18 protein-coding genes are annotated in these 22,942 nt (G+C 51.7%); 10 read left to right on the top strand and 8 right to left on the bottom strand.

From position 1 onward, the window contains the following. Window positions 1-60 precede the first annotated feature (60 nt). From miaA to HMPREF0673_RS10145, 5 genes are all read left to right on the top strand, one after another. Window positions 61-978 (top strand): tRNA (adenosine(37)-N6)-dimethylallyltransferase MiaA, encoded by a 918-nt coding sequence (gene miaA, locus HMPREF0673_RS10165; RefSeq protein ID WP_245544250.1) that lies wholly within the window; start codon window positions 61-63, stop codon window positions 976-978. Beyond that, window positions 975-1,907 (top strand): diacylglycerol/lipid kinase family protein, encoded by a 933-nt coding sequence (locus HMPREF0673_RS10160; protein WP_007901816.1) that lies wholly within the window; start codon window positions 975-977, stop codon window positions 1,905-1,907. The genes miaA and HMPREF0673_RS10160 overlap by 4 nt, the downstream gene beginning before the upstream one ends. A gap of 199 nt (window positions 1,908-2,106) precedes the next feature. Then, complete coding sequence (locus tag HMPREF0673_RS10155; protein ID WP_040596825.1) at window positions 2,107-4,053, top strand: glycogen debranching enzyme N-terminal domain-containing protein; 1,947 nt, start codon at window positions 2,107-2,109, stop codon at window positions 4,051-4,053. 19 nt (window positions 4,054-4,072) lie between these two features. Next, complete coding sequence (locus tag HMPREF0673_RS10150; RefSeq protein WP_007901814.1) at window positions 4,073-5,344, top strand: glycosyltransferase family 4 protein; 1,272 nt, start codon at window positions 4,073-4,075, stop codon at window positions 5,342-5,344. Window positions 5,345-5,403: 59 nt separating this feature from the next. Further along, window positions 5,404-6,849 (top strand): glycoside hydrolase family 57 protein, encoded by a 1,446-nt coding sequence (locus tag HMPREF0673_RS10145; RefSeq protein ID WP_007901813.1) that lies wholly within the window; start codon window positions 5,404-5,406, stop codon window positions 6,847-6,849. Window positions 6,850-7,037: 188 nt separating this feature from the next. Here HMPREF0673_RS10145 and HMPREF0673_RS10140 read toward each other — a convergent pair whose 3' ends face one another. The 8 genes from HMPREF0673_RS10140 to HMPREF0673_RS10105 form a co-directional block, all read right to left on the bottom strand. Further along, a complete protein-coding gene (locus HMPREF0673_RS10140; RefSeq protein ID WP_007901811.1) occupies window positions 7,038-7,700 on the bottom strand; it encodes a Crp/Fnr family transcriptional regulator in 663 nt (220 codons plus the stop codon). Continuing rightward, window positions 7,701-8,717 (bottom strand): FAD:protein FMN transferase, encoded by a 1,017-nt coding sequence (locus HMPREF0673_RS10135; protein WP_007901810.1) that lies wholly within the window; start codon window positions 8,715-8,717, stop codon window positions 7,701-7,703. Window positions 8,718-8,719: 2 nt separating this feature from the next. Continuing rightward, a complete protein-coding gene (locus HMPREF0673_RS10130) occupies window positions 8,720-9,427 on the bottom strand; it encodes a DUF6048 family protein (RefSeq protein WP_083825714.1) in 708 nt (235 codons plus the stop codon). After that, window positions 9,378-9,881 (bottom strand): DUF6452 family protein, encoded by a 504-nt coding sequence (locus HMPREF0673_RS10125; protein WP_040596797.1) that lies wholly within the window; start codon window positions 9,879-9,881, stop codon window positions 9,378-9,380. The genes HMPREF0673_RS10130 and HMPREF0673_RS10125 overlap by 50 nt, the downstream gene beginning before the upstream one ends. Window positions 9,882-9,901: 20 nt before the next feature. Continuing rightward, window positions 9,902-10,873 carry a glycosyltransferase family 2 protein gene (locus tag HMPREF0673_RS10120; RefSeq protein ID WP_007901807.1) on the bottom strand — a complete coding sequence of 324 codons (972 nt, stop codon included), beginning with the start codon at window positions 10,871-10,873 and terminating at the stop codon, window positions 9,902-9,904. Window positions 10,874-10,915: 42 nt separating this feature from the next. Beyond that, window positions 10,916-11,434 carry a DUF4199 domain-containing protein gene (locus tag HMPREF0673_RS10115; RefSeq protein ID WP_007901806.1) on the bottom strand — a complete coding sequence of 173 codons (519 nt, stop codon included), beginning with the start codon at window positions 11,432-11,434 and terminating at the stop codon, window positions 10,916-10,918. Next, entirely contained in the window at window positions 11,434-12,933 is a 1,500-nt protein-coding gene (locus HMPREF0673_RS13490) for an endonuclease (RefSeq protein WP_007901805.1), read from the bottom strand. Before HMPREF0673_RS13490 ends, HMPREF0673_RS10115 begins: the two co-directional genes overlap by 1 nt. A gap of 109 nt (window positions 12,934-13,042) precedes the next feature. Beyond that, complete coding sequence (locus HMPREF0673_RS10105; RefSeq protein WP_007901804.1) at window positions 13,043-14,095, bottom strand: asparaginase; 1,053 nt, start codon at window positions 14,093-14,095, stop codon at window positions 13,043-13,045. A gap of 424 nt (window positions 14,096-14,519) precedes the next feature. Here HMPREF0673_RS10105 and HMPREF0673_RS10100 point away from each other — a divergent pair, with 424 nt between their 5' ends. The 5 genes from HMPREF0673_RS10100 to nth all read left to right on the top strand — a co-directional run bounded on the left by HMPREF0673_RS10100 (window position 14,520) and on the right by nth (window position 22,894). Then, complete coding sequence (locus tag HMPREF0673_RS10100) at window positions 14,520-15,320, top strand: polysaccharide biosynthesis/export family protein (RefSeq protein ID WP_007901803.1); 801 nt, start codon at window positions 14,520-14,522, stop codon at window positions 15,318-15,320. Window positions 15,321-15,429: 109 nt separating this feature from the next. Further along, a complete protein-coding gene (locus HMPREF0673_RS10095; RefSeq protein ID WP_040596796.1) occupies window positions 15,430-17,307 on the top strand; it encodes an amidophosphoribosyltransferase in 1,878 nt (625 codons plus the stop codon). A gap of 230 nt (window positions 17,308-17,537) precedes the next feature. Next, on the top strand, window positions 17,538-18,614 hold the full coding sequence (gene carA / locus HMPREF0673_RS10090) for a glutamine-hydrolyzing carbamoyl-phosphate synthase small subunit (RefSeq protein WP_007901800.1): 1,077 nt from the start codon (window positions 17,538-17,540) through the stop codon (window positions 18,612-18,614). Window positions 18,615-18,718: 104 nt separating this feature from the next. Further along, window positions 18,719-21,943, top strand: coding sequence for a carbamoyl-phosphate synthase (glutamine-hydrolyzing) large subunit (carB, locus tag HMPREF0673_RS10085; RefSeq protein WP_007901799.1), 3,225 nt, complete (start codon window positions 18,719-18,721; stop codon window positions 21,941-21,943). A 312-nt stretch (window positions 21,944-22,255) separates the two neighbouring features. Beyond that, entirely contained in the window at window positions 22,256-22,894 is a 639-nt protein-coding gene (gene nth / locus HMPREF0673_RS10080; RefSeq protein ID WP_007901794.1) for an endonuclease III, read from the top strand. Window positions 22,895-22,942: the final 48 nt, after the last annotated feature.

Raw genomic sequence — 22,942 nt, 5'->3', positions numbered from 1 at the left:
CTATTTCTTTTTTTAGCGGTATCAGAAACTTTTTGTAACTTTGCCAGCATGAAACAAACGATGATAACGATATTGGGTCCTACGGCAAGCGGAAAGACCGTTGTGGCAGCAGCACTCGCGTTGCGCACTGAGGGCGAGATAATCAGTGCCGACTCGCGCCAGGTGTACCGCCGCATGGATATAGGTACGGGTAAGGACCTTGCCGACTACGTGGTAGACGGCACACCGATACCATATCATCTTATCGACATAGCTGAGCCTGGCACGAAATACAACCTCTTCCAGTATCAGCAGGACTTCCATGAAGCCTACGCTGATATCCGTAGACGTGGCAAGCAGCCGATACTCTGCGGAGGCACGGGGCTATACATTGAAGCCGTGTTGAGCGGTTATCAACTCTCACCAGTGCCGCAGAACCAGGCGTTGCGCGAAGCACTTGCCGACAAATCGCTTGCGGAACTGACAGCGATGCTCTTAGAGCTGAAGCACAAGAGTGGTTCGACGATGCACAACCATACCGATGTAGATACAGCGCAGCGTGCTATTCGCGCCATCGAGATAGAGACATACAATCTGGAAAACCCTACACCCGAACGGCAGTTGCCGCCAGTCGACTCGCTCATCGTGGGCATAAACATCGACCGCGACCTACGCCGCGAGAAGATAACGCGTCGCCTCAAAGCACGTCTCGACGAAGGCATGGCTGACGAGATACGTGCGCTGATAGACGAGGGCATCGACCCCGAAGACCTTATATATTATGGTTTAGAGTATAAATATATCACAGAATATGTCGTGGGCAGACTCTCTTACGAGGAGATGTTCCGACAATTAGAGATAGCCATACATCAGTTTGCGAAGCGACAGATGACGTGGTTCCGCGGAATGGAACGTCGCGGATACACCATACATTGGATTGATGCAACGCTGCCGATGGAGCAGAAGGTGGAGCAGATATTAAAATTACAAACGATATGATTAACGACGACCGTTGGGGCATACTCTACTGCCCGAAACATGAGACATTCAACTCCGGCAAACGCTGGGAGAAGATTGAGCGATGCCTGAAGGCAAACGGCATCGAGTACGACTACTTGCAGAGCGAAAACTCGGCAAGTGTGGAGCGTTTGGTGAAGATGATGATCAATAACGGCTACAAGACAATTGTCATCGTGGGTGGCGACTCGGCTCTTAACGATGCAGTCAACTGTCTGATGCTCACCGAGAAACGCATACGCGACAATATAGCACTCGGCGTGATACCCAACGGACTGATGAACGACTTCGCCCACTTCTGGGGATTTCGCGAGAGCGACTACGAGCAGACAATCAAGTGGCTCAAACAGCGTCGTGTGCGCAAGATAGACCTTGGCTGCATACGCTATACCAACAAGCATGGTGAGGCATGTCGTCGCTATTTCCTCAACTGTATCAATATCGGACTCATTGCCGCAATAATGAACCTGCGCCGACAGACACGCCATTACTTCGGTTCGCGTACACTCTCATTCATTTTCTCGTTCATACTCATGATATTCCAGCGTCTGGAGTACAAGATGCACTTGAAGATAAACTCCGACACCGTGAAGCGCAACGTGATGACCGTATGCATAGGCAACGCCCCCGGATACGGACAGACACCGAACGCCGTGCCGTACAACGGACTACTCGATGTGAGCGTGGTTTATCACCCCGGCATGACGCAGCTCATTGAAGGTTTCTACCTCTTCGTGCGCGGAAAGTTCCTCAATCATCGCAGCGTTCATCCGTTCCGCACACGCAAGGTGGAAGTGGTCGAGGCACATAAAGCACTCGTGGGTATCGACGGCAGACTAATGAAAACCCCCGTCGGACCATTCACCGTGAGTGTGGAGCAGGAGGTTATCAACTTCTTAATACCCGAGTAAATACAAACGTTTTCACAGTTAAATCCTCACATTTTGCTGACAATAGGGCAAAATGTGAGGTTTTTTTTAAATAGTTAATGTTTTATTTTGTGCATAAACATATTTTTACTACCTTTGGTTTCGTAAGGTAGCAATGCCTTTTTTGAAAGACTACTACACTTATTATAGCTAACTAATAATGAACCTTAATCATAAATCTATGAGTTATTTGAGATTCGAAAAAGCTCTGATGACAAACCTCGAAGAGTCGGTGCCACGTGAGTTGTTGCGTACAAATCGTTCGGGAGCATACTCTTGCTCTACCATTGTCGATTGTAATACGCGCAAATATCACGGCTTGCTCGTCGTACCCGTACCGGAACTTGACGACGAGAACCACGTGCTCCTTTCGTCACTCGACCCCACGGTTATACAGCATGGTGCTGAGTTCAACCTTGGTTTGCACAAGTATCAGGGCAACAACTACAGTCCGAAAGGTCACAAATATATACGCGAGTTCGATTGTGACAAAGTGCCGACAACACTCTACCGCGTAGGTGGCGTTGTCCTGAAGAAAGAAGTGGTGTTCCAGCACTACGAAGACCGCATCCTTATTCGTTACACCCTTGTTGATGCACATTCTGCAACGACACTCCGTTTCCGTCCGTTCCTTGCTTTCCGTAGCGTGCGCCAGTTTACGCACGAGAATTCAGTGGCTTCACGCGAGTACACCGAAGTAACAAACGGCATCAAGACCCGTATGTACGCAGGCTACCCCGAGCTTTACATGCAGTTCAGTAAGAAGGTGGAATTCGTCTTCCAGCCCGATTGGTATCGCGGTGTAGAATATCCGAAGGAGCAGGAGCGTGGCTACGCTTCTAACGAGGATCTCTACGTACCAGGCTACTTCGAGATGGATATCAAGAAGGGCGAGAGCATCGTGTTCTCGGCATCTACATCAGCTTGCAAGACAACCGGTCTGAAGAAACTCTTCCAGGATGAAGTGGACGAGCGTTCACCACGCGACAACTTCTTCCACTGTCTTGTGAATGCCGCACACCAGTTCCACAACCGCACAAAGAAGGACGAGCGTTACATCCTCGCCGGCTATCCTTGGTTCAAGTGTCGTGCACGCGATACGTTCATTGCCCTGCCCGGTCTCACGCTCTCAATCGAGGAGGAAGACTACTTCGAACTCGTAATGGAAACAGCCATGCGCGGACTCTACGAGTTTATGGCAGGCAAGCCACTCACAGCAAAGATTTATGAGATAGACCAACCTGACGTACTGCTTTGGTGCGTATGGGCAGTGCAGCAGTATGCTAAGCACGCTGGTCGAGAGAAATGCAACCGCAAGTATGGTAAGCTGCTCTATGACATCTTACATTATATTATAGACAACCGCCACCCGAACCTCAAGCTCTGTGAGAACGGACTCCTTTACTCGGAAGGCAAGGACAAGGCAGTGACATGGATGAACTCTACAGCAGGCGGACACCCCGTCGTACCGCGCACAGGCTACATCGTAGAGTTCAACGCTCTGTGGTACAACGCGCTGAAGTTCTGCGCTTCTATGGCAGCCGACTATGGCGATGCAACAGAGGCAGCCGACTTCGAGCGGTATGCAACACTCTGCGGTAAGTCGTTCGTTGAAACCTTCGTCAACGAATACGGCTACCTCTTCGATTATGTAGAGCCGAAGGATAACCCCGACTGGAGCGTTCGTCCGAACATGATATTCGCCGTAGCACTCGACTACTCGCCACTCACACCAGCACAGCAGAAAGCAGTACTCGACGTATGCACACGCGAACTCCTCACACCGAAGGGCTTGCGCTCGCTCTCGCCGAAGAGCGGTGGCTACAACCCGATGTACGTCGGTCCGCAGACACAGCGCGACTACGCTTACCATCAGGGCACAGCGTGGCCTTGGCTCGGCGGCTTCTATATGGAGGCATGTCTGAAGATATACAAGCGCACACGCCTCTCGTTCATCGAGCGTCAGATGGTGGGCTACGAAGACGAGATGACGAGCCACTGCCTCGGCACCATCCCCGAACTCTTCGACGGCAACCCACCATTCCACGGACGTGGTGCTATCTCGTTCGCTATCAACGTGGCAGAGATACTGCGCACGCTCGAACTCTTGGAAAAATATAAATATTAAAATAGGAGGATAAGTATATATGAAAGTATTAATGTTCGGATGGGAGTATCCTCCTCACGTATTTGGTGGACTCGCTACCGCTAACTTCGGAATTTCTCAGGGTCTGCACGCTCAGGGCGATGTCGAGACAGTGCTCTGTCTGCCGCATCCGTTCGGCGACGAGGATCGCAGTGCCTGCCGTATTGTGGCTATGAACTGCGTGCCTATCGCTTGGCGCGATGTCAACTACGACTACGTCAAGGAACGTGTTGGCAACATCATGGATCCAGATTATTACTATCGTCTGCGCGACCATATCTATGCCGACTTCAACTATATGCACGTCAACGACCTTGGCTGCATGGAGTTCGCCGGCGGTTACCCGTCTAACCTGCACGAGGAGATTAACAACTACTCAATCATAGCAGGCGTAGTGGCTCGCACGGAGGAGTTCGACATCATTCATGCTCACGACTGGCTCACCTATCCAGCCGGCATCAACGCTAAGCACGTAAGCGGCAAACCGCTCTGCATACACGTTCACGCTACCGACTTCGACCGCTCACGCGGTAAGGTGAACCCCACGGTTTACGCCATCGAGAAGGACGGCATGGACAACGCCGACTGCATCATGTGCGTGTCGGAACTCACACGTCAGACCGTTATCCATCAATATCATCAGGATCCGCGCAAGTGCTTCACAATGCACAACGCCGTTTACCCACTGCGTCAGGAGTTGCAGGACATCCCACGCCCAGACCATACAGGTAAGGAGAAGGTCGTAACCTTCCTCGGACGTATCACAATGCAGAAAGGTCCAGAGTACTTCGTTGAGGCTGCCAATATGGTGCTGCAGCGTACACGCAATGTGCGCTTCTGCATGGCAGGCAGCGGCGATATGATGGACGCAATGATTTATCTCGCTGCCGAGCGTGGCATCGCCGACCGTTTCCACTTTCCGGGCTTCATGCGTGGAAAGCAAGTGTACGAGTGTCTGAAGGATTCGGACGTTTACGTCATGCCGTCAGTTTCTGAACCGTTCGGTATCTCGCCGCTTGAAGCAATGCAGTGCGGCACGCCGACAATCATCTCTAAACAGTCGGGTTGTGCCGAAATCCTCGACAACTGTATAAAGGTTGACTACTGGGATATCCACGCACTTGCCGACGCTATCTACTCAATATGTAGCAACGAGTCGCTCTTCACCTACCTCAAAGAGGAAGGCAAGCGAGAGGTCGACCAGATTACATGGGAAAAGGTGGGCGCACGCATAAAGAACCTCTACGAGCGCGTCCTCGCTGGCGACATCTAAGCCAAAGGCATATACACAACGAGTAAATCACAATACAATAATCTTAAAAGCAAACAATAATGAAAACGATTTGTTTATATTTCGAGATACATCAGAACATACAGCTGAAGCGCTATCGTTTCTTTGATATCGGCACCGATCACTATTACTATGACGACTATGAGGACGAGCGTCTCATCACTGATGTGGCTAACCGCTCGTATATGCCAGCTCTTGAGGCTTTGGGCGAAATGCTGAAGGAACACCCTGGCTTCTTCAAGGTTGCTTTCTCACTCTCAGGCGTGGGCATGGAGCAGTTGGAAATCCACGCTCCGCAGGTGCTTGAGAAGCTTCAGGAACTCAACCAGACAGGTTGCGTAGAGTTCCTCGCAGAGCCTTACTCACATGGTCTTGCTTCGCTCGCCAACGAAGAGAGCTTCGCTAAGGAAGTGAAACGCCAGTGTCAGAAGATGAAGGAGTACTTCGGCAAAGAGCCTAAGGTACTTCGCAACTCTTCGCTCATCTACAGCGATGACATCGGTGCTCAGGCAGCACAGATGGGCTTCAAAGGTATGCTCACAGAAGGCGCACGCCATGTCCTCGGTTGGAAGTCGCCGCACTATGTTTACAACTGTGCGCTCGCTCCTAACCTCAAGCTCTTGTTGCGCGACGTGAACCTCAGTGACGACATCTCTCTGCGCTTTAGCAATGTCGACTGGGAGGGCTATCCACTCTTCGCTGACAACTACGTTGACCGTATTGCCAACTTCCCCGGCGAGGAGCACGTTGTGAATATCTTCATGGAGCTTTCTGCTCTCGGTGTGGCTCAGCCGTTGTCGAGCAACATCCTCGACTTCCTTAAGGCTCTGCCCGAATGTGCTAAGCAGCGCGGCCTTACATTCTCTACACCGAGCGAGATCTGCGACACAATGCCAAGCGTAGGCGCACTCGATGTGCCCGACACACTCTCTTGGACTGATGAGGAGCGCGACGTGAGCTCTTGGCTCGGCAACCCGATGCAACGCGAGGCGTTCAACAAGCTCTATAGCGTAGCCGACCGCGTGCGCATCGCCGACGACCCACGTATCAATCAGGACTGGGACTACCTGCAGGCTTCTAACAACTTCCGTCAGATGACTACAAAGCCGTCGCAGGTAGGCATCGACCGTGGCATCTATGCATCGCCGTTCGACGCATTCACCAACTATATGAACATCCTCGGCGACTTCATCGCTCGCGTTAATTCGCTCTATCCTGAGTCTGTTGACAACGACGAACTTGCTTCGCTCCTCACCACCATCAAGAATCAGGACGAGGAGATTGAGATGAAGAACAAGGAGATTACTCGTCTGCAGACCAAGATTGAGAAGATTGAGGCTGCTGAGGAGAAGCTCCGCGCTAAGCTTGAGAAGACAAAAGCTCCGAAGGCAGAGACTGCTCCTAAAGCAAAGAAGCCTGCTGCAAAGAAGCCTAAGTCTGCTGAAGTGAAGGAGGAGGCTAAGGAAACTGAGCCAAAGAAGGCTTAGCAATTAGCAATTCCGAACCTATAGAATTAGAAAGATATTAAGGTTCTTGTACAATAAATATTGGTTATAAAGGTTTAAATGCTCTACTGCGTGATGCAGTGGAGCATTTTTGCTTTTATGTATTTTGTATTTCTCTCTTTTGCATTGTTTCATGCTAATATCAAATACGTGACAAAATCGGCAGCAAGTTATCTGAGTTTTTCTACCTGCGGCACACTGATTATTCCTCTGCTGAAGTGTAGCACTCCGTCGGCTTGCATAGCGTTGAGTGCCTCCGACACATTGAGACGACTTGTGCCGAGTTCCTGCGCCAGGCGAGTCATCTTTATACGTATCACTTTAGGACCGATAGGCGAGAGGCAGCGTAGTTTAAGGAACGTGGCGATGCGTGCCCGTAGCTCAGTAGGCATTGGATGCCAAAGCTTACGCTCTGCTTTCTGCGCCATTGCTGACACGATGTTAAGCATATTGATGCGGAAGATGATAAACTCGTCGGAGATGTGCATAAGGTCGCTCTGGCATATCTCCACAGTGTCGCTTTCGTCTACAGATGTGAACGTGCGTGTGTAGTGTGGCGAGAGTCCCATGAAGTGCTCTATTTGTAGGATGCAGGGAGCCTTGATGTGTTCTTCTATCGAGTAGCTGTGGTCGTCGGCATGAGCCACAACCTTCACATCGCCACTCAATAGAATGGCGATGTTGTTGCATTTCTCTCCCTCCTTCTTGATTATTTCGTTCTTGCCGAACTTCTTGAAGCTGAACTTCGTCTGACCGATAATCTGCATGAGGTTGTCGCTTGTGAGACCCTGGAACAATGGTATCTCGCGAAGCTTGTCGTAGAGGTTGAGCATTTACTTCAGAATCTTGTCCTCCATAGATGGCGAATACCATACTTGCAACTTGCCTTCGTCGTCGCTATATATGAGATATGCCATCAGTTCGGGGTGCTCTGCGAGCACTTTCTGTGCTTTCTCCATACCCATCACCATGAATGCGGTAGCATAGGCATCGGCTTCCGCGCAGCGTTTTGCGAGCACTGTTGCGGAGAGGATACTGTGCTGCACGGGGTAGCCCGTAGCAGGGTCGATGGTGTGAGCGTACTTCTTGCCACCACGATAGTAGAAGTTGCGGTAGTTGCCGCTGGTAGCCATAGCGCGATCCTTCACGTTAAGTACGGTCTGCAGCTCGTTGTTCACGTTCAGTGAGTCGTCCGACGGCTTCGTCACGCCAATCTTCCATGGCAGACGCTTCTCGCTGATGCCGTGCGTAACCACCTCGCCGCCAATCTCCACCATATAGTTCTTTATGCCGCGCTTCTCAAGCAGACGCGCTACCACGTCGCAGCCGTAGCCCTTGGCGATAGCACTACAGTCGAGCATCACGCGTGGGTCGGTCTTCTGTATGCGGTGGTTCACGAGCTTCACCTTGTTATATCCCACGATGGCACGCAGCGAGTCGACCATGTGCTTTGTCGGTGGGTTGCCCGTCTTGAAGCCGAAGCCCCATGCGTTCACGAGCGGAGCCACGGTGATGTCGAATGCTCCGTCGGTCTTGTCAGAGATGCTCTCTGCCAGGTTGAACACGCTCTCGAACATCTCGTTCGTCTCCACGTCCTCTCCGCGGTTGATGTGCGAGATGATTGATTCCTTGTTGAACATCGACAAAGCGTCGTCTACCTTCTGCAGTTCGGCGAGAATGTCGTTCTGTATTGATGAGTCGTTCTGATAAGTGATGTGATAGAACGTACCGAATATCTGTCCCTTATCGTGCTGATAAGGCATACTGCGCTGCTGGCGCACTATATATACTGTTCCGATAATGAGGAACAGGAGGAATGGCAAGCGCCATAGAAGTCTTTTGTTTGTCATAATTATATCTCAAAGATGATGTTGAACGTGCCACCCAAACGGCTTCTGCCTTGTTTTCCGTAGCCCGGAACATACCAAGTGTTGCCAATCTCGCCGTCGTTGTGTGCTATGCGTCTGCGGTAGCGCACCGACCAACCCAATCGGAACGGACCTGCAATCTTTGCATCGACACCGAACACTGCCTCCATCCAATGATAGTTGGCTTTCATGCCCTTCACGTTGTATGTGATATCGTCGCCCCATACGGGGTCTTTCAATCCGTTGCCCGACACGTCGAACTTGTAGTAAGTCATGGCGTAGCGTGCGCCTGCATATACACGATAAGCGTCGTGCTTGTTCTTGGCTATATTGAAGTCCACGCCCACACGCCAGTAGGGGGCCGATGTCTTGTATCTGAGGTTTGTTGTAGGGTTGTCAGCGTCGGCTGTGCCGTAACCTAACTCGAACACTGGGAAGTAGCGATCCTTGAGGTTGATGCGCAGCGCAGCCTCGTACTGTCCGTAGTCGCTGAACGCCAGTTGCGTCAGTCCCACCACGTCAGCCGACACCGCCACACCTCGGAAGAACGCCACCGAGTCTTTCTCCGCCTTCGCTGATTTCTCCGCAATGGCTTCTTTCCTGCTCTGAGCCGATACAGTCGTCACTGCAATCAGCAGCAGACTAATTGCTATGACCCTTGAAACGAATGAGGAAGTGCGCTTTACCGTCATTATATGTTACCTTATTATAATTTATCGTTATGTTTTCTATCGCCTCAGTGGTGAACTTCACGTCCGTGATGGTGTGGAAGAACTGCGGATTGCAGTCGACCGACTCGAAGTGTGGGTTGTTCTCCTTCTCTACCCACACTGTATCCGTTGTTCTCATTTCGCTATCCTTCTGCTTTATCGTGAAGACATACACGTCCGTTGTGCGCTGATAGCTCATCGGCAGTGCGATGCTGTCGAAGTCGGCGAGTCGGTTGATGATGACAGTGTCGTTGTCCTTGTAGTCTATAGAGCGTGGCACGGCTACGGTCAGCGTGTCTTCCATCTTTGTTATGTCGCCGTCGAGTCGGAACGTGGCGTACACGCGGTTGTTCAGCGGACAGTCTATCGACGAGCACGCAGCCAGCATGAACAGTGCCACCATTGCTATGGCTGTTGATATAGTTGATGTTCGCATTTGTTGTTTATGAGTTTGTTTTATTTCTCGCAGCGCAGTGTCTTCTCTATCTGATAGTCGTTGCGGTTCTGCGACGAGCGACTAACGAGGTCGCCGATGAAGCCTGCGAGGAAAAACTGTGTGCCGATCATCATCACGGTGAGCGCAATGAAGAAGTAGGGCGAGTCGGTGATGAGTCGCTGTGGGATGCCATGCGCTAAGCACCATAGCTTGTCTACGCCCAACGCAACCACCGAGAGGAAGCCGATGAAGAACATCAGCGTGCCGAGGAATCCGAACACGTGCATCGGTTTTCTGCCGAAGCTCGAAAGAAACCACAGCGTGATGAGGTCAAGATAGCCGTTGAAGAAACGGTTCCAACCCATAAACTTCGACTTGCCGAACTTGCGTGCCTGATGGTGTACCGGCTTTTCTCCGATCTTGTCGAAGCCCGCGTTCTTAGCCAGGTATGGTATGTAGCGGTGCATCTCGCCGTACACTTCGATGTTCTTCACTACGTCCTTGCGGTAAGCCTTCAGTCCGCAGTTGAAGTCGTGCAGATTGTGTATGCCGCTCACCTTGCGTGCCGTAGCATTGAAGAGTTTTGTAGGTATAGTCTTCGAGAGCGGATCGCCCTGCTTGCGGTTCTGCTTGTATCCGCTCACGAGGTCGTAGCCCTCGTCCATAATCATGTGATAGAGTCCCGGTATCTCGTCGGGCGAGTCCTGCAGATCGGCATCCATAGTGATTACTACGTCGCCCTCAGCCTCTTTGAAGCCGCAGAAGAGTGCTGGACTCTTGCCGTAATTGCGACGGAATTTGATGCCTTTCACTGCTGGTGACTTCTGCGAGAGGCTTTCGATGACGTTCCATGAGTTGTCGGTGGATCCATCGTTTACGAAGATTACTTCGTATGTGAAGTTGTTTGCCTTCATCACGCGTTCAATCCACGCGTAGAGTTCGGGGAGCGACTCCTCCTCGTTGAACAGAGGAACTACTACTGTTATATCCATATTGTGTTGAGATGTTGTTATGTTGAGATGAGGTGTTGAGATTTAATATCTGTTTCTTTTCCCGATAAGCGCAATCGGCAGACTAATAATCGCACCGATGGCGAGGTTTTGCATCATAAACATGAACGCCCATTGTACGGGTGTGATCATCGTTATGAGGTCCATGCTGCTCTTGATCTCTTCTTTCGATACGCCGTTCTGTTCGTAGACGGGTGCTACTTGCTTCATCGTTGTAGTGATGAGCTCGGCAAACGCACCATTGTCCAAGAACTGGAAGTAAGCGTACTGCACCAGTGCGAACACCAGCGAAGCGTAGATGAACACGTAGAGCGAGTAGGCGTAAGCGCGGCGGAACGAGATCACGCCGTAGAGAGCCTGCGTGCGGAATGCAGCAAGACGCTTGCCTACGAGGAACGGCGTAGCCAATGCTAAGATGTTGCCGATGAGTCCGGCGTTTAGCATCATTATACATGCGAAGCTTGCTGCCCACAACAATGCGAGCAGCAAGGCATCTTGGCGTGCGAACGCCTTTAGTTGTACAAGGTGTGCTACGTTTATCATTAGCGCATCACTTTAAATGTGTTATTACCCTGCTTCACGATGAACACGCCGTGCTGTGCATCGCCCGCAACCACTCTGCCGCTGAGGTCGTACACGGTGTAGGGCAGGGTAGGGTTGAATTTGCCCTGCGTGCCCGCTGTTACGTTGCCGATAGCTGTGGTTGGCTGACCCTTCACACCGATTATAGCCATATCGCGCACCTGCCATGTTGGAGCCTCGCTTGTGGTGCTTGTGTAGTGGAACACGATGTTAATCTTCTTGCCAGCCCAAGTGCTGAGGTCTATGTCGCCCGAGTTAATAAAGGTCCAATCTTTGCCTTCGGGCCATGCGAAGCCTTCGAGCTTTGTCGTCTTGCCCCCGCAGCGCACCTCCACGCTGAGTTTCTCGCTCGGTATCTTCGCGTAGTTCACGGCGTGGCTGAATGTCATGGTTGCCGACTTATATTCGCTGAGGTCAATCTCGGGTGTGACAACCGAGCTCTCTGCTGCAAATTTCGTTGCGTATGTGTTTGTTCCTTCCTTTATGGCACCCGTGCCTTTCCAACCGTATGATTTTGTGAGTTCCCATACCTCTACGCCCTCTTTCGGATAGAGCGGAGTTTCGATGGTGCATCCGCCATCAGATGTCTTGAAGTTTGCCAGATATATACACATCCTGCTTTCGTCGCCCATCTCCACCTTTGTTGTTACGGTCTTGGCAGGGTCGAACTCGTAGTTGATGCTGTCGCCCCAGATATACTCCATGAGGTTAGGAAAGTCGATGAACGGGTTGCGGTTGCCCTGGATGCTGTACACAATGTTGTTGCGCTTAGCCTCCAGGTCGCTCACGGGGTCTTCCTTCGCCCACTTGATGTAGAGGTCGGAAGCCCACTTCTGCAGCGTAGGATAGTCGCCCGTTTCGAGCGATTTCAGACCCTCCTTCACCCACTTGTAGTCCTGATAGCACGTAGCCATGTAGAGGTATGCACGAGCGAAGTCGCCCTGCCACTCTGGGTAGGGTTGCCACAACTTTGTGCCACTATTGCCTGAGCCAACTTTTATCACGCCGTTGTCGTACGTCGCCTTTGTCACCACGCCCATGCCGTAGTTGCTCTTTGTGGAGTTCGCCTTAGCGTCGCTCGGCATGAGGTTGTAGAGGTCTTTGTAAGCCTGGCGTTGCTCACCGCCCCACCAACTCTTCGGGAACGAGTGCTCGATGTTCATCGAGCGGCACGATTCGCCCCACGCGCCGAACTCCACTTTGTTGGGCGAGTAGCGGTCGATGACGTATCCGTTGTCGTTGTCGGTGAGGTAGAAGCCCCACCATGTGGCTGCAATGCCCTTGCCGTAGCTCAACACACGAGCCTCTTTTATGATGTTGTGCACGGCGGTCTTCAGTTCCGCACCCTTCTTGCCTTTCAGTGCGTCGTAGTAGCCCTCCGGAATTTGTGCAGAGGCTGTGATAGAGACGATAGTGGCGATAAGCATTATCGCCAAGGCTTTAATGTTTGTTCGTTTCATTTGTTTCGATTTGAATGTTTCTTCTTTGTATAAGTCCGTATTAGAACAACAAAGTTACCACTTTAAGCTGAATATGTTATATATATAATGTGTAAAAATGCTTAATCGCTTATTTCGTTATCTCGCCGCAGATGCTACGCCCCATGAGGCTGCGTATAGCGCGCACGTCCTTGTAGTGCGCCTGCAGGAACATTAGTTTGGTGATGGCACTCTCCACGGTGCTGTCGCCACCGCTCACCACGCCTGCGTCTTGTAGCTGGAAGCCCGTGTCGTAGCGTCCCATCTTCACGAAGCCTGCTACGCACTGGCTGATATTCACCACCGTCACGCCGCGCTGTGTAGCGTCCTTAAGCAGTCGCATGAGCCATGGTTTCTGTGGAGCGTTGCCGCTGCCGAAGCTTCTCATCACTATGCCGCGCAGCTCGGGTGCTTCAAACATGTGGCGCACCACGTTCTCTTGAATGCCGGGGAAAAGCGAGAATACCACTACGTTCGGGTCCATGGACATGTGTGGTATCATCGGTTTTGAATAGTCGGGCTTTAAGATGTAGTGTGGGTTGAACTGAAACTCGACACCAGCTTCGCACAGGTGCGGATAGTTGAAAGAGTTGAAGGCATTGAAGCCGTCGGCACTCTCCTTCGTGCTACGGTTGCCACGCAGCAGTCTGCCGCTGAAGTATATGCACACCTCTGGCACCATCGGTCGACCATCCTCGCCGAATGCCGCTGCCAACTCAATGCTCGTCAGCAGGTTCTCCTTGCCGTCCGTGCGCAACTGTCCGATAGGCAGCTGAGAGCCAGTGAGGATGACCGGCTTAGTGAGGTTCTCGAGCATGAACGACAGAGCCGATGCCGTGTAAGCCATAGTGTCGGTGCCATGCAGCACAACAAAACCATCGTAGGCTTCATAATTGTCGGTGATGATGCGCACAAGCTGAGCCCATCGGCGCAGACTCATGTCTGAGGAGTCGATGGGTGGTGTGAACTGATATGTGTCTACCTCCGTCGGCAGGAGTGCAAATTCGGGGAAGTTAGACAGTAGATGGTCGAAGTTCAGCGGTTCGAGGGCTCCCGTGTCGGGGTTGTGTCCCATACCGATTGTGCCACCGGTGTAGATCAATAACACCTTGTTGAGTCGTGGGCTTACTTGCTTGTTGTTCATATTTGAAAAGGCTTATGACACATTATTGACTAAGCCGATGCGAGCTCTCGCCTACATCGCTATAATCAGTGGTATGCTATTACCCGACAAAATTAATTAATTTTTGTGACAATATACCCGCTTGCGCTATGTTTTTTATGTACTTAATGCGTTTAGCGCATCAACTCTTGTCAAATAGAACGTCTACTTTGGTCGTCGCTTGCCGTTCGCAATCTGATCGGACGGCGGACGCAATCTGATCGGATGGCGTTCGCAATCTGTGTGGGTGGCGTCCGCGGTCTGTGTGGGTGGCGTTCGCTGTCTTTCGCCAAAGCAGTGCATTTAGTTTCTAAAATATGATAAATGAGTCTGTAAAAAACTTGTCAGTATCAGAAATAAGTAGTATTTTTGCAGACGATATTTAAACATAGACAGAATAATTGTTATGAAGAATCTCTTCTTTTTCCCGGCCTTGATTGCAATAATCTTGCTTATGGGCAGTTGCAAGTCGGCACAGAAAGTAGCTTACTTCAAGAATATAGACTCTATAAGCCTTGCTGCTTCAAAGGGTTTGTACGATGCTCGTATTATGCCTAAGGATCAACTGACAATCACTGTCGTCACTTCAGATCCGGCTACTTCAAAGCCTTTCAACCTCGCAATGGGCAGCACGTTGAGTGCTGACGGCAAGCTGGGAGGCTCGACCGGTTCGCTCATTCCGTATCTTGTAAATAATGACGGCAATATAGAATTCCCGGTTGTTGGAACTCTTCATGTGGCAGGACTCACCAAGAACGAGTGTGAGGAACTCATAAAGAGCAAAGTGAAGCCGTATCTTGCCGATTCGGAGAATCCGGTTGTCACTGTTGCAATGTCAAGCTATCGTGTGACGGTTGCCGGTGAGGTGACATCGCCCAAAGTGGTGCCCGTGACAACGGAGAAGATGAGTGTGCTTGAGGCTCTTGCCCAGGCAGGCGATCTTACCATCTATGGTCGTCGTGATAATGTTATTCTTATACGCGAGAGAGCTGATGGTCAGAAAGAGTTTCATCGTATCAACCTTAATGATGCCAATATTATCAATTCGCCGTACTACTATGTGCAGCAGAATGATTATATCTATGTGGAGCCCAATAGTACCAAGGCAAAGAACTCGGCTATTGGTCAGTCTACGACGTTGTGGTTCACGTTTGTTGGTATCTTGACGTCTGTGGCTTCATTGGTAGTTAATATTGTTAGAAATTAGTGCTGTTAAGCATATGATAAGCGTCGGGCTATTTGTCTTGGCGCTTAATTTTTACCTATACAGTAATAATCTTCAATCGAAACACATTTAAAGACATAATAGAAGTATCGTGGAACCGTTGAAACATGAATGCGGTGTGGCAATGATACGATTGCTCAAGCCGCTCGAATACTATCAGGAGAAGTACGGCACTTGGATGTTTGCGCTCAACAAGCTCTATCTGATGATGGAGAAACAGCACAACCGCGGACAGGAAGGTGCCGGAATGGCATGTGTAAAATTCGACGGAATGCCCGGAACAGAATACATGTTCCGTGAGCGTGCCGAAGGCAAGGATGCCATTACCGAGATATTCGGACGCGTGCAGAAAGAGTACGCCCGACTCTCGCCCGAACTGCTCGCCGATGCTGAGTTTGCAAAGAACCATCTGCCCTTCGCCGGACAGCTCTACATGGGACACCTGCGCTACTCCACGACCGGAAAGAAAGGACTCGCATACGTGCACCCTTTCCTGCGCCGCAACAACTGGCAGGCTAAGAACCTCTGCATCTGCGGCAACTTCAATATGACCAATATCGACGAGATATTCCAGCAGATGCTCGCACAGGGCATGTTCCCACGCATCTATAGCGACGGTTACACTCTGCTCGAACTGATGGGCCACCGCCTCGACCGCGAAGCCGAACGCAATTTTGTTGATGCGAAGAAGCTCGGGCTCGAAGGCATGGACATAACCAGCTATATCGACAACCATATGGATATGGCGAACGTGTTGCGCACCACAATGCCCAACTTCGACGGTGGCTACGTGATGTGCGGACTCACTGGGTCGGGCGAGATGTTCTCTATGCGCGACCCGTGGGGAATACGACCGGCGTTCTACTACCAGAACGATGAGTTCGTAGCCGTAGCATCCGAACGCCCGGTGCTGCAAACGACGTTCGACCTCGAATGCGACGATATCAAAGAGCTGCAGCCCGGCAATGCGCTGCTCGTGAACCGCAGCGGAGAGATGCGCATGGAGCGCATACTCGAACAGCGCGGCGACTCGGCTTGCTCGTTCGAACGCATATACTTCAGTCGCGGTTCCGACCGCGACATCTATCGCGAGCGCAAACGCCTCGGCGAACTGCTCGTGCCGCAGGTGCTCAATGCCGTAGATGGCGACATCAACCACACCGTGTTCTCGTTCATACCGAACACAGCTGAGGTGGCTTACTACGGATTGCTCTCGGGCTTCAAGAAATGTCTCAACCGACAGAAGGTGCAGCAGATACAACAGCTCGACCACGAACCGACCGACGAGGAACTGCACGCTATTCTCGACACATACGTGCGCTCCGAAAAGGTGGCGATAAAGGACATAAAGCTGCGCACCTTCATCACCGAAGGCAACTCGCGCAACGACCTCGCATCGCACGTCTACGACATAACATACGGATGCATAGAGCCTGGCGTAGACAACCTCGTGGTGATAGACGACTCTATCGTGCGCGGAACGACGCTCAAGGAGAGCATCCTGCGCATCCTCGACCGCCTGCACCCGAAGAAGATTGTCGTCGTGTCGTCGGCTCCGCAGATACGCTACCCCGACTATTACGGCATCGACATGCCGCGTCTGGAGGAGTTCTGCGTGTTCCGTGCCACCATCGAACTGATACGCGAGCGTGGTATGAACGACCTGCTACAGCGCGTCTACGAGGCGTGCAAGCTCGAACTGCTCAAACCCAAAAGTATGATGCGCAACTGCGTGCGCGACATATACAAACCCTTCACAGCGGAGGAGATAAACCGAAAAGTGGTAGATATGCTCCGACCGGAAGGTCTGAAGACACCGGTCGAACTCGTGTTCCAGTCGATAGACGGACTGCATGAAGCCATCCCCGACCACCACGGCGACTGGTACTTCACAGGCAAGTATCCAACGCCAGGCGGAACAAAACTCTGCAACCAGGCGTTCGTCAACTTCATCGACCGACAGAAGTAGGACAAGGCTTCGCATACATACATCGAAGTTGAGCCTTGGCGTTATGACGAACACAAGTAGAATACACGTTTTGTGGTTATAAAGAAGAGGATGAACTCCGAAACGACCATGAACAAACACGCCCTGAAAGGGCAAAAGTGAACACAGAGGATCGACTTTTGCGTTTCCAGGGCGTCTGTGCGCGATAAAACTAACAACGAATAAAAATTAATTCGAGAAGATATATAAATATGAGAAATGTAACTTTAGTATTGGAAGACGGAACCAAGTTCCACGGAAAGTCGTTCGGTTATGAAGCACCGGTGGCAGGCGAGGTAGTTTTCAACACTGCTATGATGGGCTACCCGGAGTCGCTCACCGACCCTTCGTACGCCGGACAGCTAATGACTCTGACCTATCCGTTGGTTGGTAACTATGGTGTGCCACCGTTCACCACTGAGGAGAACGGACTGCCTACATTCATGGAGAGTGACAAAATCTACGCTTCGGCTATCATCGTGGCTGACTACAGCGAGCAGTACTGCCATTGGAATGCCGTAGAGAGTCTTGCCGAGTGGCTCAAACGTGAGCATGTACCGGGCATCACCGGCATCGACACGCGCGAACTTACTAAGGTGCTGCGCGAGCACGGCGTTATGATGGGTAAGATTATCTTCGACGACGAGCCCGAGAACGTGCCGACAGCCGAGTATGCTGGAGTTAATTTCGTGGATAAGGTGAGCTGCAAGGAGATTATCCGCTACAACGAGGGTGCTAAGAAGAAGGTGGTGCTCGTCGACTGCGGCGTGAAGGCTAACATCATCCGCTGCCTCATCAACCGCGGTTGCGAGGTGATTCGTGTGCCTTGGAACTACGACTATACCGACATGGAGTTCGATGGATTGTTCCTTGCCAACGGTCCTGGCGACCCCGACATGTGCGAGGCTGCAGTGAAGATTATCCAGAAGCAGATGAGCCTCTCCGACAAGCCTATCTGCGGTATCTGCATGGGCAACCAGCTCCTCGCTAAGGCTGCAGGCGCACATATCTACAAGCTAAAGTACGGTCACCGCTCACACAACCAGCCGGTGCGCATGGTAGGCACAGAGAAGTGCTTCGTAACATCGCAAAACCATGGCTACGCAGTAGACGCTAAGACGCTCGGTGCCGATTGGGAAGAGCTCTTCGTGAATATGAACGACGGATCGAACGAGGGCATTCGTCACAAGTCGAAGCCTTGGTTCTCAAGCCAGTTCCACCCGGAGGCTTGCTCTGGTCCGGTTGATACAGAGTTTATGTTCGACAAGTTCGTAGAGGCTATGAACTAACTGAAGAGTGAAGAACAAAAAGTGAAAATCCAAATGTTTAAGTTTTGTGTTGTCGGGCGTAGCCTGATTAAACATTAAACATTAATCATTAAACATTAGAATAAATGAAAGACGAAAATATAAAGAAAGTGTTATTGCTCGGTTCGGGTGCCTTGAAGATTGGCGAAGCGGGCGAGTTCGACTACTCTGGTTCGCAGGCGCTTAAGGCTCTGCGCGAAGAGGGCATAGAGACAGTGCTCATCAACCCGAACATCGCAACAGTGCAGACATCGGAAGGCGTTGCCGACCAGATATATTTCCTTCCCGTACAGCCTTACTTCGTAGAGGAAGTAATCAAGAAGGAGCGTCCTGACGGCATCCTCCTCTCGTTCGGCGGACAGACCGCGCTCAACTGCGGTGTTGAACTCTACCGCAATGGCATCCTCGACAAGTACAACGTGCGTGTGCTCGGTACACCGGTGCAGGCTATCATCGACACCGAAGACCGTGAGCTCTTCGTTGAGAAGCTCGACGAGATCGGCGTAAAGACTATCAAGAGCGAGGCTTGCGAGAACATGGAGCAGGCACGCAAGGCGGCTGCCGAACTCGGTTACCCGGTCATCATCCGTGCTGCTTACGCTCTCGGCGGACTCGGCTCAGGCTTTGCTGACAACGAGGAAGAACTCGTGAAAATTGCTGAGAAGGCATTCTCGTTCTCTCCGCAGGTGCTCGTCGAGAAGAGTCTCAAGGGCTGGAAGGAGATAGAGTACGAGGTGGTGCGCGACCGCTACGACAACTGTATCACAGTCTGCAACATGGAGAACTTCGACCCACTCGGCATCCACACAGGCGAGTCAATTGTTATCGCTCCGTCGCAGACCCTCACCAACTCTGAATATCACAAGCTGCGTGCTCTCGCTATCAAGATTATCCGCCACATCGGCATCGTGGGCGAGTGTAACGTGCAGTATGCCTTCGACCCGCAGTCGGAAGACTACCGCGTAATCGAGGTGAACGCTCGTCTGAGCCGTTCTTCTGCTCTCGCTTCTAAGGCTACGGGCTATCCGCTCGCCTTCGTTGCGGCTAAGCTCGGTATGGGCTACGGCTTGTTTGAGTTGAAGAACTCAGTAACAAAGACTACATCTGCATTCTTCGAGCCTGCACTCGACTACGTTGTCTGCAAAATCCCGCGTTGGGACCTCTCTAAGTTCCGCGGTGTAGACAAGGAGCTCGGCTCTTCAATGAAGTCGGTAGGCGAGGTGATGGCTATCGGTCGCAACTTCGAGGAGGCTATCCAGAAGGGTCTGCGCATGATTGGTCAGGGTATGCACGGCTTTGTAGAGAATAAGGAACTTGAGATTGACGATATCGACGCAGCTCTGCGCGAGCCGACCGACAAGCGCGTGTTCGTCATCTCTAAGGCTATGCATAAGGGCTACACCGTCGACCAGATCCACGAACTTACAAAGATCGACAAGTGGTTCCTCGAGAAACTCCAGCACATCATCGACATCGATGAGGCTATGAAGAAGTGCAACATCAACACTCTCGACAAGGAACTCCTGCGCACCGCTAAGGTGTATGGTTTCACCGACTTCCAGATTGCGCGTGCCGTTGGTCTTGAGGACGAGCTCAAGTCGATGCGCAAGGCATCGCTCGTCGTGCGCAACCGTCGTAAGAACTACGGCATCCTGCCGGTTGTTAAGCAGATTGACACCCTGGCTGCCGAGTATCCAGCACAGACCAACTATCTGTACGTTACATACGCTGGCGTGAAGAGCGACATCACCTTCGAGAACGACAAGCGTTCTATCATCGTGCTCGGTTCGGGTGCTTATCGCATCGGCTCTTCTGTAGAGTTCGACTGGTGTGGCGTTCAGGCTCTGAACACTATCCGCAAGGAGGGCTACCGCTCGGTTATGATTAACTATAACCCCGAGACCGTGTCTACCGACTACGATATGTGCGACCGTCTCTACTTCGACGAGCTTACCTTCGAGCGCGTTATGGATATCATCGACCTGGAGCAGCCTAACGGCGTAATCGTTTCTACCGGCGGTCAGATTCCTAACAACCTCGCTGTGCTCCTTGACGAGCAGCACGTGCCTATCCTCGGTACAAAGGCTCAGGACATCGACAATGCCGAAGACCGTGCTAAGTTCTCGCAGATGCTTACCAACAACGGCATCAACCAGCCTGAGTGGAGCGCCCTCACAAGCATGGAGGACATCGACCGCTTCATCGAGCGTGTCGGCTTCCCAGTACTCGTCCGTCCGTCGTACGTACTCTCTGGTGCTGCCATGAACGTATGCTCTAACGAGGACGAGCTGAAGCGCTTCCTCCAGCTTGCGGCTAACGTGAGCGAAGACCACCCGGTTGTGGTGAGCAAGTTCATCGAGCACGCTAAGGAAATCGAGATGGACGCTGTAGCAAAGAACGGTGAGGTTATCGCTTACGCCATCTCTGAGCACATCGAGTTCGCCGGCGTTCACTCTGGCGACGCTACCATCCAGTTCCCACCGCAGAAGCTCTATGTCGAGACCGTGCGCCGCTGTAAGCGTGTAGGCCGTCAGATTGCTAAGGAGCTACACATCAACGGTCCGTTCAACATCCAGTTCATGGCTCGCGACAACGATATCCTCGTTATCGAGTGCAACCTCCGCGCTTCGCGTTCGTTCCCGTTCGTGAGCAAGGTGCTCAAGATCAACCTCATCGAGCTTGCCACACGCGTTATGCTTGGCTTGCCGGTTGAGAAGCCGAGCAAGAATCTCTTCGACCTCGACTATGTTGGTATCAAGGCTTCGCAGTTCTCGTTCAACCGTCTGCAGAAGGCAGACCCAGTGCTCGGCGTAGATATGAGCTCTACTGGCGAGGTAGGCTGCTTGGGCGACGACACCAATACCGCTCTTCTGAAGAGTATGCTCTCTGTGGGTCATCGCATCCCGAAGAAGAACATCCTCCTCTCTACCGGTGGTGCTAAGCAGAAGGTTGCTATGCTCGACGCTGCTAAGATGCTCATCGACCACGGCTACAACCTCTATGCAACGGGTGGTACAAGCAAGTTCCTCACCGAGAATGGCATCCAGAACACTCACGTGCTCTGGCCGTCTGAGGAGGGCGATGAGCCTAAGGCTCTCGACTTGCTGCACAACCACACTATCGACATGGTTGTGAACATTCCGAAGAACCTTACAAGCTCAGAGCTTACCAACGGCTACAAGATTCGCCGTGCCGCTATCGACCTCAACGTGCCTCTGATTACGAACGCACGCCTCGCAAGCGCATTCATCTATGCGTTCTGCACTACTAAGCTTGAGGATATCGGTATCAAGGCTTGGGGCGAGTATTAAAATAGGAGGGTATGGCATCCTTGCCATACCCACGCAGCCACCCTAAGGGGGTGCAGCGGTCTCCGCTGCACCAACCGAGCAATCTTGTGTTAGGAAGCCAACCGGGCAATCCTGTATCAGGAACTTATTGCTGGGTGGATAGTATATTAAAAACGGATTTATCTGTTTGCAGCTTCGCAAACAGATAAATCCGTTTTTTTTGTTTCTATACAATTCTTTCGCCTTTTCTTGCCGCTTATCCATAAAATTTATAAATTTGTGCGTTATACCCTTAATGATTACAGAAACAACCCGAAATAGAACCAACTACAGATGAAGAAAAGCGAACTATATAAATATGTGCTCGACTACTTCCGCGGCATCCATCCGGAGGTGACGACCGAACTGGAGTTCGGCAGCGTGTTTCAGCTGCTCGTTGCCGTTGTGCTCAGTGCGCAATGCACCGACAAGCGTGTCAATCAGGTGACCCCTGAACTCTTCGCCCACTATCCCGACGCACGCTCTATGGCAGAAGCCGACGAGTTTGAGGTGTACGAATACGTGAAGAGTGTGAGCTATCCCAATGCGAAGGCGCGCCACCTCGTAGAACTCGCCCGCATGATACAGAACGAGTACGGGGGTGAAGTGCCGCACGACTTCGACAGTCTGTTGCGCTTGCCAGGCGTAGGTCGTAAGACGGCTAACGTGATGCTGGCAGTGGCGTTCGGCGAGGCTGCAATGCCCGTTGACACGCACGTGTTCCGTGTGAGCCACCGTCTCGGACTCGTGCCGCGCACGGCTGACACGCCACTGAAGGTGGAGCAGCATCTTGTGAAGCACATACCTGCTGACGATCTTGCGAAGGCTCACCATTGGCTGCTCCTGCACGGCAGATACATCTGCACGAGTAGGAAAGCGCATTGTGAGAAGTGTGAGTTCAAGGCTGTGTGCCCGAGCTCTACGTGCAAGTGATGTGGCACTTTGCTGATCCGCATCGACCGACGCAGATGTCCGCATCGA

Source organism: Leyella stercorea DSM 18206, from assembly GCF_000235885.1.
GTDB classification, from domain to species: domain Bacteria; phylum Bacteroidota; class Bacteroidia; order Bacteroidales; family Bacteroidaceae; genus Prevotella; species Prevotella stercorea.
Note: the sequence above shows the minus strand (reverse complement) of the source record. Positions and strands in the feature narration are given on the sequence as shown.